Genomic DNA, 14,363 nt, shown 5'->3' on the forward strand with positions numbered 1-14,363 from the left:
TGGCGCTTTCGATAGGCACAGATGATCTGCATTTACAGGATACAGGCGACAAATGGCCGAAATCGTTTCGCTGGCGCTCTCTTAATTTTTGCACTCCGCCGCCACCACATGGCAGGTATTCGGTGCGCCACCGGATCGGCCGGCATAGCGCATGCAATTATCCAGGGATTTTTGGCGAGCCAGGTTCAGGGTGGAGCCCCAAGCCAGGCCGCCCTCGCCGGTAGCGGGTAGCGCTTCGGCATAGCAGCTTGAGCCTTTGTTTGAAGCCGAATGGCCTGCACATCCCGTTGTCAGCGCCAAGTTGATGGCGAGCAGGGAAGGCAGGATCCATGACGAGTATTGGCGCGCTGTTTTTCTGGTCATCCCGTTTCCCCGGCATCAAGAGGTTAGAGGCGTGCGTTTGGTCGTGCTCTATTCAGATTAGACGGTGTTGCACCTGCCCTTGAGCCGGTTTAGCGGTCTTTACGCATTGGGCCGACGCATGTCTGTGGCGGACAGGCATCGCGCTACATTCGAGGGGTGTTTTCTTCAATACGTCGTTCAGGCATCTCATTACCTTGAGGCCTGGTTCACTTGAATTGAAGAAGGTATGCAATGAGTCTGATTCTTTCCATGGCCGCGTTTGCCCTGGCGGCTTCCATTACTCCGGGGCCGGTGAATATTGTGGCGTTGAGCTCTGGCGCACAGTTTGGTTTCCGTGCCAGTCAGCGGCATGTGGCCGGAGCGACCCTGGGTTTCGTGCTGTTGTTGGTGTTGATGGGGTTGGGGTTGCATGAGGTGTTGCAGCGATGGCCGGCGCTGACACGGGTGGTGCAATGGGCGGGGGTGGCGTTTTTGCTTTTCATGGCTTTCAAGTTGGCCACCGATAACGGTCAGCTCGATGCCAAGGAGTCAGGTCAGGCGCCGTCAATGCTGTATGGCGCGGTGATGCAATGGCTCAACCCGAAAGCCTGGCTGGCCTGCGTGGCGGGCATGGGCGCGTTTGTCGCCGATGGCGAAGCGCGGCTGGTGTGGCAGTTTGCGGCGGTGTATCTGGTGATCTGCTACGTGTCGGTGGGTTGCTGGGTGTATGCCGGGACGTTCTTGCGCGGCTATCTGAGCAATCCGGCGGGGATGAGGTTGTTTAACCGAGTCATGGCGTTGTTGCTGGCGGTGAGTGCGGTGTATTTGCTGTTGCCGTAGGTCTGGAGAGTGTTCCTGCGCCGATCACAACGTAATTTGCACCAAGTTCCCCTGTGGGAGCGGGCTTGCCCGCGAAGGCGGCGTGTCATTCAACAATGATGTTGGCTGACCTGACGCCTTCGCGAGCAAGCCCGCTCCCACAGGGAATCTGGGTCGTTTGAGTCAGCCGCGATACTGCCCCGGTGTCGCCGCCAGGTGCTGTTTGAACGCACGCTGAAAATGCGCCTGATCAGCAAACCCCGCTTCCAGCGCCACATCGACGATCAACTGGCCGCTACGCAGTCGATCCCGGGCGAACTGGATGCGCTGGTTGACCAGGAACGCATGAGGCGTCATGCCGTAATGCTGCCTGAAGGCGCGGATCAGGTAGGACGGCGACAGTTGCGCCGCTTCGCAGATGTCCTCGAGCTTGAGCGTTTGCGTGCAGTTGTCGCGGATGTAGTCGGCGGCCCGCTCCAGCTTGAAATTGGGCTCGCGCAGGGGTTGATCAACGGGGTTGAGCCGTTGTTGTACGTCGGTGAAAAACTCCACCGCCGCGCTGTGCTTGCGCAGCACGTCTTGTTGCGGATCGACCAATACGTCGTACAGGTTCTTCAGACCGGCGAACAGCCCAAGGTCACGATTGTGAGTGATGGAAAACCGGCGAAACGCCGAGTCCTGGCTGAAGCCGAGCTGATGCTGTAAATCGGTCAGCCAGGGTGTCTCGACGTACAGCATCAGGTACGACCACGGCTGGTCGTCGATCGGATTGCAGGCATGTACATCGCCTGGATTCATCAGCACCACGGTGCCGGCACTGACCTGATACTCCGATTGCTCGTGGATATAGGTGCTGCGCCCGGCGGTGATCGCGCCAATGGAAAAGTGTGCGTGGGAATGCCGGGCGTAGCAGACCTCGCGACCGTCAGCGATGGAGCGGGCTTCGATGAAGGGCAGGGCGTCGTCACGCCAGAAGCGTGGGGCTTTGTCTGCATCTTTGGCGATGGTGTGCTTCATCCTGGCGTCCTCGGCAGTTCAGCGTTGGAGTGTATTAGCTCTCGCCGTCAAAGGCTCGTTGCAGCGTGGCGATGTCGAGTTTTTTCATTTGCAGCATCGCCGCCATGGCGCGCTGGGATTTGGCGGTGTCGGGGTCTTTCATCATGTCCATCAGCACGACCGGCACAATCTGCCACGACACGCCGAATTTGTCCTTGAGCCAGCCACATTGCTGGGCTTCAACGGGACCGCCCGCGGACAGGCGCCCCCAGAAGTGGTCGACTTCTTCCTGTGTGTGGCAATTGACCTGGAATGAAATCGCCTCATTGAACTTGAAAACCGGGCCACCGTTAAGGCCCGTGAAGCTCTGCCCATCGAGTTCGAAGCTGACCGTCATCACCGAACCTTCCGGCCGGCCATGGATTTCCTGACCCGCCTTGCCGTAATGGGTGATGGCGGCGATTTTTGAATGATCGAAGATCGCGCAGTAAAACGTCGCGGCTTCCTCAGCCTGATCGTCGAACCACAGGCAGGGCGTGAGTTTTTGAACGCGGTGCATGGCGGTGCTCCTCTGCGGGTTAATCACTCTGGCTTATCAGCGTAGTCAGCCTGTGGTGGTCCGGTTGTGCCATAGATCGACAAGTCGTGAGAATCGGCAGCGACCGGTGGTCGATGAACATGGCTTGTGGGGCAAATTGCGCTTAGCTGTAGGGATAACCCAAGGCGCGCGTAACCGCCGACCTTGCAGGAGCGAAGCTTGCTCGCGAAGGCGTCATTGCTGTCACACCGCGTTATCGTTCTTCGCGGGCAAGTCGGATCGCCGCACCGCTCGCTCCTGCATAAAAATGATGGCGTCGAGGCAGAAGCGCCCCTTCAGAACACCGTGAGTCTGAGGAAACCCGCAATGTTGACCCTTAACATCAATGGCAAAGACCAGGAACTGGATGTCCCCGCGGACATGCCGTTGCTCTGGGTACTGCGCGATGTCGCGCACCTGACGGGCACCAAATTCGGTTGCGGCATGGCCCAGTGTGGCGCCTGCACCGTACACGTCGACGGCGCGCCGCTGCGCTCCTGCATCACGCCCGCCACGGCAGTGGCCAACGGCCAGAAAATTCTCACCATCGAAGGCTTGTCCGCCGATGGCTCGCACCCCGTCCAGCAAGCCTGGGCCGAACTCGATGTGGTCCAGTGCGGTTATTGTCAATCCGGGCAGATCATGTCGGCGGCAGCCTTGCTGGCGAAGATCCCCAAGCCCACCGACAGTGACATCGACCAGGCGCTGTCCGGCAACATCTGCCGCTGCGGCACCTACCCAAGAATCCGCGCCGCGGTCAAACGCGCCGCCGAAATCGGTTGATACCACGTCGAAGGGAGCTGACCAATGAACCGTATCAACCCTGTTTCACGTCGCGGTTTTCTCAAGGGCAGCGCAGTGCTGGGCGGCGGTCTGGTGGTGGCGTTTGTCATCCCGGGTGCCAATCGCTTTGCCTTCGGTGCCGAGAATCAAGGAGACGTCTTCGCGCCCAATGCCTTTTTACGCATTGGCAATGACAACAGCATCACCGTGCTGCTCGGCCATTCGGAAATGGGCCAGGGCATCTGGACCGGCCTGACCATGTTGATCGCCGAAGAGCTGGACGCCGACTGGTCGAAAATCCGCGTCGAACATGCGCCGGCCTCGGCGGCCGAGTATGGCCTGCCGGCGTTTGGCGGAATGCAGATCACCGGTGGTTCGACCTCGACCTGGATGGAGTTCGATCGCTATCGCCAGGCCGGGGCGGCGGCGCGCCTGATGCTGATCGAGGCGGCGGCCAAGCGTTTTGACGTGGCACCTTCGCAGATTCTCACCGAATCGGGCGTGGTCATTGCCGGCGACAAACGCGTCACTTACGGCGAATTGGCGGATGACGCCGGCAAGCTGCCAGTGCCGGATCCAGCCTCGATCAAGTTCAAGGAGGCCAAGGACTGGAAAGTCATCGGCAAACCCACCAAGCGCCTCGACACCCCGGAGAAAATCACGGGGCGCGCCAAGTTCGGCATGGACGTGCAATTCGACGGGCTCATGACGGCGATGGTCGCTCGTCCACCGGTGTTCGGTGGCAGCGTCAAATCCTTCGAAGGCGCTGAAGCGCTGGCGATGCCGGGCGTGCACAAAGTGGTGCAGGTGCCCACGGGGATCGCGGTGATTGCCGATCATTATTGGGCGGCGAAGCTGGGGCGCGATGCGCTGAAGATCGAATGGGACCTGGGGCCGAACGCCGGACTGGACAGCCAACAGCTGCTGGAAAGCTTTCGTAAACTCGCCGCCACCCCGGGCACCTCGGTCAGCCAGGCCGGCGATACGGCGGCGACGCTGGGCAAAGCGGCGAAGACGATTGAGGCTGAATACAGCGTGCCGTACCTGGCCCACGCACCGATGGAACCGCTCAATTGCACGGTGAAAATCTCCAAGGACAAATGCGAAATCTGGACCGGCACACAGTTCCAGACCCTGGATCAAATGATCGCGGGGAAGATCACCGGGCTCAAACCCGAACAGGTCGAAATCCACACCCAATTCCTCGGCGGAGGTTTCGGTCGTCGGGCCAACCCGACCTCGGACTTTGTCAGCGAAGCGGTGTATGTCGCCAAGGCGGCGGGCGAGCCGGTCAAAACCGTCTGGTCCCGAGAGGATGATATTCGCGGCGGTTACTATCGCTCGGCGTTCCTGCATCAGGCGCGCATCGGGCTGGGTGCCGACGGCATGCCGATGGCCTGGAAACATGTGCTGGTCGGGCAGTCGATCATGGCCGGGACGTCGTTCGCGGCGACCATGGTCAAGGATGGCGTCGATAAAACCTCCGTCGAAGGCGTGGCCGACAGTCCTTACCTTGAGGGGCTGGCCAATCACCAGATAGATCTGCATTCACCGCAAACCGGCATCAGCGTGCTGTGGCTGCGGTCGGTGGGGCACACCCACACCGCATTCGTCATGGAGTCGTTGATCGATGAACTGGCAGATGCGGCCGGAAAGGATCCGGTGGAATACCGGCGAGCCTTGCTCAAGGCGCATCCACGGCATTTGGGCGTGCTGAACTTGGCGGTGGAGAAAGCCAACTGGAAAGCGCCATTGCCGGACGGCCATGCATTGGGCGTGGCGGTGCATGAGTCTTTCGGCAGTTATGTCGCCCAGGTGGCCGAGGTGTCGCAGGACAACCTGGCGATTCGCGTGCACCGGGTGGTGTGCGCAGTGGACTGCGGCATTGCGGTCAACCCGCAGAGCATCGCCGCGCAGATGGAGTCAGGCATCACCTTTGGCCTGGGATTTACCTTGCACAGCAAACTGACGTTCAAGGACGGTCAGGTGCAGCAGTCCAATTATCACGACTATCAGGTCCTGCGCCTGAACGAGATGCCCGTGGTCGAGGTGCATATCGTCCCCAGCAGCGACAAACCCGGCGGCATCGGCGAGGTCGGTGTACCGCCCGTGGCACCGGCCGTGGCGAACGCGGTGTTTGCGTTGACCGGGCAGCGCCTGCGGGAACTGCCGCTGCAACTGTCGGGGGTGTGAGATGAGACGACATGTGTTTCTTGGCGCGGTGATGCTGATCGGCCTGGGTGGCTATGCTTCGGACCTGTTCGCTGACGATAAAGAGGCGGTGAAGGCGTTCGAGACGGTGCAGAAAGTGTTTCAGAGTCCGCGTTGTCAGAACTGCCATATCCCGGGCGATTCACCGTTGCAGTTCGCCGCCGGTATTCCTCACGCCATGAATGTAGTTCGCGGCCTGGATGGCAAGGGCTCGGCCGGTTTGCCTTGCTCTACTTGTCATGCTGAAAGCAACCCGCCGGCCAGCTATGGCCCTCACGCGCCACCCGGAGCGCCGCATTGGAGCCTGCCGCCGGCCACACACAAGATGGCCTGGATCGGCCTGCCGGCCGACAAGTTGTGCGCGATGATCAAGGACCGTTCCAGTAACGGCGATCGTGATTTTGCGGCGCTGATCAAGCACGTCAGCGACGACAAGCTGGTGCTTTGGGGCTGGAATCCGGGTGAGGGGCGGGCGCCGGTGCCGGTGCCCCACGATATCTTTGTCACCCAGTTCAAACTCTGGGCCGATGCTGGAGGGCCGTGTCCGGTGGCGGGTAGCTGACCAGCGGCGCGTTTATAGGGAGTCATATCGGGTGTGAACGACTCTAACGTTCATATCCATCAAGGAGTGAGTGATGTTAACCCCAGGCAAACCGGTTAAACGCGGCGCTGGCGCAGACACTTTGCGTGCGCCGAACGTCCTCGACAGCGCCGTGCAGGATCGCGATGTACTGCGCGACTTGGCGCGCAAGGCCGAGCAAGCGCTGATGGGCGTGCAGATGGCGAGCATGGATGAGCTGACGCTGCTCTCCAATCGTCATGGCTTTGAGGCCTTGGCTCAGTTGGGGCTGGAGGCCTGTCAGCAGTTGGGCAAGCCCGCGACGCTGCTGTTCTTCGACCTTGATGACTTCAAGCACATCAACCAGCTGTATGGTCGAGCCGAGGGCGACAATGCCCTGAAAACCTTCGCCGATGTGCTACGCATCGCCTTTCGCGAAAGCGATGTGATCGGCCGACTGGGCAGCGATGAGTTTGCCGCCTTGTTGACCGGCGCCGACACCGTGGAAATCGCCGCGATCAGAGCGCGCCTCGAAGAAATACTCGATGAACGCAATGCCACGGCGCATCGTGGCTATGACATTCGCTTCAGTATCGGGCAGATCGAGTTTGATTCAGGGCTGCACCAGACAGCGCAAGACTTGCTGGCCTTGGTCGATGAGGCGCTGCGCGCCCGGCGGTTCGACGCTCGTCATTGTTGAATGGCGCCCTGCAGGACCGCTGCAACGTGCTCGGCCGTTCGCAACAGCCGTCCATCGTCTCTGAACTTTCCGATCATCTGTAGCCCGACCGGTAACAGGGCTTGGGCGCGCCTCAGCGGGATATTCACTTGCGGCCAGCCAAAGGCCCCCCAGAACTTGATGAAGTCCGACGGTCCGGTGCTTTCCAGCCCTACCGGCGCGACCATCCCGCAAGAGGCGCCGAGCATGGCGTCGAAGGGTTGGCAAAGCTCATTCAGACGGGGGGCAAGATTGGCCAGACGCGCCTTGGCAGCGGATTCCTGTTCCCAAGTTGTCGCCGCCGCCCGCTCGAACATGGCCAGTGTCGAAGGGCTCAATTGTGTCCGCTGTTGTTGAAATTCCTTCGCCAGTGAGCGGGCACCTTCGCAATCGTTAATCAACTGATGATCGTCGAACACACCGGCAAACTCATCCGGCAGCGGCACTTCGCTCACATGATGGCCAGCGCTGCGCAACTGGTCCGCGGCCTGCTCCAAAGCGCGGGCCACCTCGGGGTCCACCTGATCCCAGCGCGAGGTGCGGCAGAAACCCAATTGCAACGGAAGCCGCTCGACGTCAGGTACCACGAACCCGGGAATCAACACCCGCGCCACCAGGTGCAGATCGCGCACCGATCGTCCATACCAACCGACGGTGTCGAAGCTCGGCGCCAGCGGCTTTACACCTTCCAGCGACACCAGGCCCAACGACGGTTTGAAGGCGAAGAGGCCGCAGTAGGACGCTGGCTTGAGCAACGAGCCGGCGGTCTGGGTGCCCAGCGCCAAGGCAAAGAACCCCGCCGCCACCCCGGCCGCCGAGCCCGCGCTGGAGCTGCCCGGCGTGCGAGCGAGGTCATGGGGATTGCGGGTCGGGCCGGTGTGCATGTACGCAAACTCGGTGGTGTGGGTCTTGCCCATGATCAGCGCTCCGGCCTGGCGCAGCAGCGCCACTGCGTGGGCGTCCCGGGACGGCTGATGGCCGGTATAAATGGGTGAATGGAATTGCGTGGGATAGGCCGCGGTGTCGAAGATGTCCTTGATGCCCACGGGGACACCGGCCAGCAGGCCATGACCGTTGTTTTGCGCAGCATCGGCGCGTACCTGGCGAGCATCGAACGAGACGAAGGCCTGGATATCCGGCTCCTGCGCCTGAATGCGCTCAAGAAAGGTTTCGGCGATGGCGGCAGCGGTTGTATCGCCATTGCCCACCGCTTCGCTGAGGCTGGTGGCGTCAAGGGACGGGCGGATCATTTGGCGAACAACTGATCGATATTCTTGAACGCCTTGAACTCCAGGGCGTTGCCGCAGGGGTCGAAGAGAAACATCGTGGCTTGTTCGCCCACCAATCCCTGAAAGCGAATACCCGGCTCGATCACGAAGCGCGTGCCAAGGGCTTTCAAGCGCTCGGCCAGGGTCTCCCATTCCTCCATCCCCAAGACCACACCGAAATGCGGCACCGGTACATCGTGGCCATCCACGGCATTGGTATGGGCGGCTTCCTGAGAAGCGTTTTTCGGTGCCAGATGAATCACCAGTTGATGGCCGAAAAAGTTGAAATCGACCCAGTGATCGCTGGAGCGACCTTCTTCCAGGCCGAACACTTCGCCGTAAAAACGCCGGGCGGCGGCCAAATCGTAAACCGGGATAGCCAAATGAAAAGGGGACAGTTGCATCGGACGTGCCTCGACAGGTTGAGAGTTGAGATCGAGTTTAGTCCTGTGCTTTTTGATTGAAAGACGATAGTTTTTGCAGCGAGCTCAAATTATTTCGATCAATTGGAGAGCCGCATGCTGCGGGAACTGAAAACCTTCATTGCCGTCACGCGTTATGGCACGTTCGCGGCGGCCGGCATGCACATCGGCCTGACCCAGTCGGCGGTCAGCGCGCAGATCCGCAACCTCGAACAAGCGTTGGGGATACGCCTGTTCGATCGCACCGGACGTCAGGCGATTCTCAACGCGGCGGGGCAGCGGGCGTTGCCGATGGCTCGGGAGATGCTTGAGACCTTCAGCCGCATGGCGGTCAGTGACGACGTCGGCGAGTTTCGTGGCGAATTGAAGATCGGCGCGGTGGCCACCGTCCAGACCGGGTTGTTGCCGCGAGCATTGTTGCGACTCAGGCAACAAGCGCCGTTGCTGGAGGCGAAACTGGTGCCGGGGGTTTCCCTGAATCTGTTGAGTCAGGTGGACACCGGCGAAGTGGACCTGGCGATTCTGATCAAGCCGCCATTTGAGTTACCCAAGGAATTGTCGGCGCAAGTCATCCGCCGGGAGCCGTTTGTGCTGATCGTACCGGCAGATCTTGAGGGAGACGACCCGCTATTGTTACTCGCCAACCACCCTCACGTGCGCTACGACCGCAATTCGTTCGGTGGGCGCCTGGTGACTCGCTTTTTGCGCGAGCAGCAGATTGATGTGCAGGTGGCTCTGGAGCTGGACGAGCTGGAGGCCATCGTCAAAATGGTCGAATGCGGGCTGGGTGTTTCGCTGTTGCCCGAGGCGGGGCTGTGGCTTGAGCATGGGGCGAAGGTGCGGATCATCCCGTTGGGTGAGCTGACGTTCTACCGGGAGATCGTGCTGTTGCAGCGTTATAGTCAGCGCACACAACCGATCCAGCAGTTGTTTGCGCGGTGTTTGACACCGATCGACGACTGAACACTAACCCGTGTGGGAGCGAGCCTGCTCGCGATGACAATGTCAGACGCACTGCATGTATCGACTGACGAACCGCTATCGCGAGCAGGCTCGCTCCCACAGAGGGATTGCATCGATTTTGAAATGGCAGGCATAAAAAACCCGCCTGAAGAGGCGGGTTTTTCACGGCTAACCGAAGATCACTCTTCGATGTTGCCCATGGCGGTGGTGTTGAAGCCGCCGTCTACGTACATGATTTCGCCGCTGATGCCGGACGCCAGGTCCGAGCACAGGAAGGCGCCGGCGTTGCCGACTTCGTCGATGGTGACGTTACGACGCAGCGGGGTTTGCGCTTCGTTGGCGGCCAGCATCTTGCGGAAGTTCTTGATGCCGGAAGCGGCGAGGGTGCGGATCGGGCCAGCCGATACGCAGTTGACGCGGGTGCCGTCCGGGCCCAGGGAGCCGGCCAGGTAACGCACGCCAGCTTCCAGCGAAGCCTTGGCCATGCCCATCACGTTGTAGTTCGGCATGGTGCGCTCGGCGCCCAGGTACGACAGGGTCAGCAGGCTGCCATTGCGGCCTTTCATCATTTCGCGGCCAGCCTTGGCCAGGGCCACGAAGCTGTAGGCGCTGATGTCGTGAGCGATGCGGAAACCTTCACGGGTGGTGGCTTCGGTGAAGTCGCCGTCCAGTTGGTCGCCCGGGGCGAAGCCGACGGAGTGCACGATGCAGTCCAGGCCGTCCCACTTCTTGCTCAGTGCTTCGAAGACCTTGGCGATTTCTTCATCGCTGGCCACGTCGCACGGGAAGCACAGTTCAGGGCTCGAACCCCAGCCTTGTGCGAATTCTTCGACACGACCCTTGAGTTTGTCGTTCTGATAAGTGAAGGCAAGCTCAGCGCCCTCGCGATGCATGGCGGCAGCGATGCCGGATGCGATGGACAGCTTGCTGGCGACACCGACGATCAGTACGCGCTTACCGGCGAGAAAACCCATGTGTTGCTCCTCTTTTCAGGTTTATTGCGCAGTGGCTGGTGCCAGAAAAGCGGCTTCCAGCAACTGCTGTGTATACGGATGTTTGGGGGCGGCAAAGATACTTTGCGCGTCTCCCTGTTCGACCACTTGGCCATGCTTGACCACCATCAACTGGTGGCTCAGCGCTTTGACGACAGCCAGGTCATGGCTGATAAACAAATACGTCAGGTTGTACTTGGTTTGCAGTGAACGCAGCAGCTCCACCACTTGGCGTTGCACGGTGCGATCGAGAGCCGAAGTCGGCTCGTCCAGCAAAATCAACGCCGGTTTTAGCACTAATGCCCGGGCAATGGCGATTCTCTGCCGTTGCCCACCGGAAAATTCGTGGGGGTAGCGGTGCCGGGTTTCCGGGTCCAGACCTACCTCCTTGAGTGCCGCAATAATCGCTTGTTCCTGTTCTGCCTCGGTGCCCATCTTGTGGATCCGCAGGCCTTCGCCGACGATCTGGCTCACGCACATCCGTGGGCTCAGGCTGCCGAACGGGTCCTGGAACACCACCTGCATCTCCCGCCGCAGCGGTCGAATCTGATGTTGCGTCAGGCAGTCTAGCTGCTTGCCTTCAAAACGGATGGCGCCTTTGCTACCGATCAGCCGCAATATTGCCAGGCCGAGCGTCGACTTGCCGGAACCGCTTTCTCCCACAATCCCCAAGGTCTGGCCCTGGGGCAGGCTGAAATTGATCCCGTCGACCGCTTTGATATGGTCCACGGTCTTTTTCAGAAAGCCTTTCTTGATCGGGAACCAGACTTTCAGGTCCTCGACCTGCAACAACGGCGGGCCAATGACATTGGTCGCCGGTTTGCCGCTGGGCTCCGCTGCCAGCAGTTCCCGCGTGTACGGATGCTGCGGCGCGCGGAACAATTCTTCGCACGATGCCTGTTCGACGATGCAACCGCGCTGCATGACACATACGCGATGCGCAATTCTTCGTACAAGGTTCAAATCGTGACTGATCAGTAACAACGCCATGCCCAGACGGGCCTGTAATTCCTTGAGCAGTTCGAGGATTTTCAGCTGAACGGTCACGTCCAGCGCAGTGGTCGGTTCGTCGGCGATCAGCAGTTCCGGCTCGTTGGCCAGGGCCATGGCGATCATCACCCGCTGGCGCTGGCCACCCGACAATTCGTGGGGCAGGGCCTTGAGACGCTTCTCCGGCTCCGGGATGCCAACCATTTCCAGCAGTTCCAGCGTGCGCTTGGTCGCGACTTTGCCGGTCAGGCCTTTGTGGATGCCCAACACTTCGTTGATCTGCTTTTCGATCGAATGCAGCGGATTGAGCGAGGTCATCGGCTCTTGAAAGATCATTGCGATCCGGTTGCCGCGGATGTGGCGGATGGTTTTCTCTTTCAGGTCCAGCAGATTCCGGTCGGAATAAGTGATGGTGCCGGAGGGGTGCCGGGCCAGCGGGTAGGGCAGCAGGCGCAGGATCGAGTGGGCGGTCACCGATTTGCCGGAGCCGCTTTCACCCACCAGCGCCAGGGTTTCGCCGCGCTTGATGTCGAAGCTGACGCCCTCGACCACCCGCTGCACGTGCTCACCAACGACAAATTCGACGGCCAGGTCGCGCACTTCGATCAGATTGTCCTGATTCATTTCACTTCCTCGGGTCGAAGGCATCGCGAGCGGACTCGCCGATGAACACCAGCAAACTCAACATCAATGCCAGCACCGCAAACGCACTCATGCCCAGCCACGGCGCTTGCAGGTTGGATTTGCCCTGGGCCACCAGTTCACCCAGGGACGGCGCGCCCGGCGGCAGGCCGAAGCCGAGGAAATCCAGGGCGGTCAGGGTGCCAATGGCGCCGGTCAGAATGAACGGCATGAACGTCATGGTCGAGACCATCGCGTTTGGCAGGATGTGGCGAAACATGATCGCACCATTCTGCATGCCCAGCGCCCGGGCCGCGCGCACGTATTCCAGGTTCCGGCCGCGCAGGAACTCGGCGCGCACCACATCCACCAGGCTCATCCACGAGAACAGCAGCATGATCCCCAGCAGCCACCAGAAGTTCGGCTGCACGAAGCTGGCGAGGATGATCAGCAAGTACAGCACTGGCAGCCCGGACCAGATCTCCAGAAAGCGCTGCCCGGCCAGATCGACCCAGCCACCATAAAAGCCCTGCAGCGCCCCGGCGATCACGCCGATGATCGAGCTGAGAATGGTCAGCGTCAAAGCGAACAGCACCGAAATACGGAAGCCATAAATCACCCGGGCCAATACATCGCGGCCCTGGTCATCGGTGCCCAGCAGGTTATCGGCGGACGGCGGTGCGGGAGCCGGGACTTTCAGGTCGTAGTTGATGCTCTGGTAGCTGTAGGGGATCGGCGCCCACAAGACCCAGGCGTCCTTGGCCTTGAGCAGTTCGCGGATGTAGGGGCTCTTGTAGTTGGCTTCCAGCGGGAATTCGCCGCCGAACGCGGTTTCCGGGTAGCGCTTGAGGGCCGGGAAGTACCAGGCGTTGTCGTAGTGCACCACCAGCGGTTTGTCGTTGGCGATCAGTTCGGCGCCAAGGCTTGCGCCGAACAAGATCAGAAACAGCCACAGCGACCACCAGCCACGCTTGTTGGCCTTGAACAGTTCGAAACGTCGGCGATTGAGAGGGGACAGGTTCATCTCAATGCTCCCGGCTTTCGAAGTCGATGCGCGGATCGACAAAGGTGTAAGTGAGGTCGCCGATCAGCTTCACCACCAGCCCCATGAGGGTGAAGATGAACAGCGTGCCGAAAACCACCGGGTAGTCACGGTTGATCGCCGCTTCGAAACTCATCAGGCCCATGCCATCGAGTGAGAAAATCACTTCCACCAGCAACGAGCCGGTGAAAAAGATCCCGATGAACGCCGACGGGAAGCCGGCGATCACCAACAGCATGGCGTTGCGAAACACATGGCCGTAGAGCACACGGTGGCGGGTCAGGCCCTTGGCCTTGGCGGTGACCACGTACTGCTTGTTGATTTCGTCGAGGAAGCTGTTCTTGGTCAGCAAGGTCATGGTGGCGAAGTTGCCGATCACCAGTGCGGTCACCGGCAGTGCCAGGTGCCAGAAATAATCGAGGATCTTGCCGCCGGTGCTGAGCTCATCGAAGTTGTTCGAGGTCAGGCCCCGTAACGGGAACCAGTCGAAATAGCTGCCGCCGGCGAACACCACGATCAGCAGAATGGCGAACAGGAACGCCGGAATCGCGTAACCGACGATGATCGCCGAACTGGTCCAGACGTCGAAGTGGCTGCCGTGTCGCGTCGCCTTGGCGATCCCCAGCGGGATCGACACCAGGTACATGATCAGCGTGCTCCACAGCCCGAGGGAGATCGACACCGGCATCTTTTCCTTGATCAGGTCGATGACCTTGGCGTCGCGGAAGAAACTGTCGCCGAAATCCAGCGTGGCGTAGTTCTTGATCATGATCCATAAACGTTCCGGCGCCGTTTTATCGAAGCCGTACATGTGCTCGATTTCCTTGACCAGCGCCGGGTCCAGGCCCTGGGCGCCGCGATAGGCGGAACCGGCCACCGACACCTCGGCACCGCCGCCGGCAATGCGGCTGGTGGCGCCTTCGAAGCCTTCGAGCTTGGCGATCATCTGTTCCACCGGCCCGCCGGGGGCGGCCTGGATGATCACGAAATTGATCAGCAGAATGCCGAGCAAGGTCGGGATGATCAGCAGCAGTCGCCGAAAAATATACGCCAGCATCTG

15 protein-coding genes and 1 pseudogene are annotated in these 14,363 nt (G+C 60.5%); 6 read left to right on the forward strand and 10 right to left on the reverse strand.

Features of this window, described 5'->3' with window-relative positions; genetic code table 11:
- Nucleotides 1–81: 81 nt before the first annotated feature.
- Nucleotides 82–363, reverse strand: a complete 282-nt coding sequence (locus KGB14_RS14390) for a hypothetical protein (RefSeq protein WP_223487482.1) — start codon at nt 361–363, stop codon at nt 82–84.
- A gap of 231 nt (nt 364–594) precedes the next feature.
- Between KGB14_RS14390 and KGB14_RS14395 the strand changes: the two genes are divergently transcribed.
- The gene (locus KGB14_RS14395) at nt 595–1,182 is read left to right on the forward strand and encodes a LysE family translocator (RefSeq protein WP_223487483.1); all 588 of its coding nucleotides are present in this window, start codon (nt 595–597) and stop codon (nt 1,180–1,182) included.
- A gap of 51 nt (nt 1,183–1,233) precedes the next feature.
- On the opposite strand, the pseudogene KGB14_RS28555 reads toward KGB14_RS14395, so the two are convergent.
- The 3 genes and pseudogenes from KGB14_RS28555 to KGB14_RS14410 all read right to left on the reverse strand — a co-directional run.
- Nucleotides 1,234–1,323 (reverse strand): annotated as a pseudogene (locus KGB14_RS28555) (metal ABC transporter ATP-binding protein); the annotation flags it as partial.
- 21 nt (nt 1,324–1,344) lie between these two features.
- Nucleotides 1,345–2,178 (reverse strand): AraC family transcriptional regulator, encoded by an 834-nt coding sequence (locus KGB14_RS14405; protein ID WP_223487484.1) that lies wholly within the window; start codon nt 2,176–2,178, stop codon nt 1,345–1,347.
- A 34-nt stretch (nt 2,179–2,212) separates the two neighbouring features.
- On the reverse strand, nt 2,213–2,716 hold the full coding sequence (locus KGB14_RS14410; RefSeq protein WP_223487485.1) for a VOC family protein: 504 nt from the start codon (nt 2,714–2,716) through the stop codon (nt 2,213–2,215).
- A gap of 345 nt (nt 2,717–3,061) precedes the next feature.
- Here KGB14_RS14410 and KGB14_RS14415 point away from each other — a divergent pair, with 345 nt between their 5' ends.
- The 4 genes from KGB14_RS14415 (at nt 3,062) to KGB14_RS14430 (ending at nt 6,987) form a co-directional block, all read left to right on the forward strand.
- Entirely contained in the window at nt 3,062–3,517 is a 456-nt protein-coding gene (locus KGB14_RS14415) for a (2Fe-2S)-binding protein (protein ID WP_123359700.1), read from the forward strand.
- Nucleotides 3,518–3,541: 24 nt separating this feature from the next.
- Complete coding sequence (locus tag KGB14_RS14420) at nt 3,542–5,710, forward strand: xanthine dehydrogenase family protein molybdopterin-binding subunit (protein ID WP_223487486.1); 2,169 nt, start codon at nt 3,542–3,544, stop codon at nt 5,708–5,710.
- Between the two features lies 1 nt (nt 5,711).
- Nucleotides 5,712–6,290, forward strand: coding sequence for a hypothetical protein (locus KGB14_RS14425; protein ID WP_223487487.1), 579 nt, complete (start codon nt 5,712–5,714; stop codon nt 6,288–6,290).
- A gap of 73 nt (nt 6,291–6,363) precedes the next feature.
- Complete coding sequence (locus KGB14_RS14430; protein WP_223487488.1) at nt 6,364–6,987, forward strand: GGDEF domain-containing protein; 624 nt, start codon at nt 6,364–6,366, stop codon at nt 6,985–6,987.
- On the opposite strand, the gene KGB14_RS14435 is transcribed toward KGB14_RS14430, so the two are convergent.
- Nucleotides 6,978–8,255 carry an amidase gene (locus KGB14_RS14435; protein ID WP_223487489.1) on the reverse strand — a complete coding sequence of 426 codons (1,278 nt, stop codon included), beginning with the start codon at nt 8,253–8,255 and terminating at the stop codon, nt 6,978–6,980. The genes KGB14_RS14430 and KGB14_RS14435 overlap by 10 nt on opposite strands.
- Complete coding sequence (locus KGB14_RS14440; protein WP_052964256.1) at nt 8,252–8,677, reverse strand: VOC family protein; 426 nt, start codon at nt 8,675–8,677, stop codon at nt 8,252–8,254. Before KGB14_RS14440 ends, KGB14_RS14435 begins: the two co-directional genes overlap by 4 nt.
- A 114-nt stretch (nt 8,678–8,791) precedes the next feature.
- Here KGB14_RS14440 and KGB14_RS14445 point away from each other — a divergent pair, with 114 nt between their 5' ends.
- Nucleotides 8,792–9,658, forward strand: a complete 867-nt coding sequence (locus KGB14_RS14445; RefSeq protein WP_223487490.1) for a LysR family transcriptional regulator — start codon at nt 8,792–8,794, stop codon at nt 9,656–9,658.
- 179 nt (nt 9,659–9,837) lie between these two features.
- Here KGB14_RS14445 and fabI read toward each other — a convergent pair whose 3' ends face one another.
- Genes fabI through KGB14_RS14465 form a run of 4 tightly spaced genes read right to left on the reverse strand, consistent with a single transcriptional unit; the run spans nt 9,838 to nt 14,360 of the window.
- Nucleotides 9,838–10,632, reverse strand: a complete 795-nt coding sequence (gene fabI / locus KGB14_RS14450; protein ID WP_007906751.1) for an enoyl-ACP reductase FabI — start codon at nt 10,630–10,632, stop codon at nt 9,838–9,840.
- 21 nt (nt 10,633–10,653) lie between these two features.
- Nucleotides 10,654–12,264, reverse strand: a complete 1,611-nt coding sequence (locus tag KGB14_RS14455; RefSeq protein WP_223487491.1) for an ABC transporter ATP-binding protein — start codon at nt 12,262–12,264, stop codon at nt 10,654–10,656.
- A gap of 1 nt (nt 12,265) precedes the next feature.
- Nucleotides 12,266–13,285 carry an ABC transporter permease gene (locus KGB14_RS14460; RefSeq protein ID WP_008074378.1) on the reverse strand — a complete coding sequence of 340 codons (1,020 nt, stop codon included), beginning with the start codon at nt 13,283–13,285 and terminating at the stop codon, nt 12,266–12,268.
- Between the two features lies 1 nt (nt 13,286).
- Nucleotides 13,287–14,360 carry a microcin C ABC transporter permease YejB gene (locus KGB14_RS14465; RefSeq protein WP_223487492.1) on the reverse strand — a complete coding sequence of 358 codons (1,074 nt, stop codon included), beginning with the start codon at nt 14,358–14,360 and terminating at the stop codon, nt 13,287–13,289.
- Nucleotides 14,361–14,363: the final 3 nt, after the last annotated feature.

Source organism: Pseudomonas sp. A-RE-19 (assembly GCF_019956555.1).
GTDB lineage: Bacteria > Pseudomonadota > Gammaproteobacteria > Pseudomonadales > Pseudomonadaceae > Aquipseudomonas.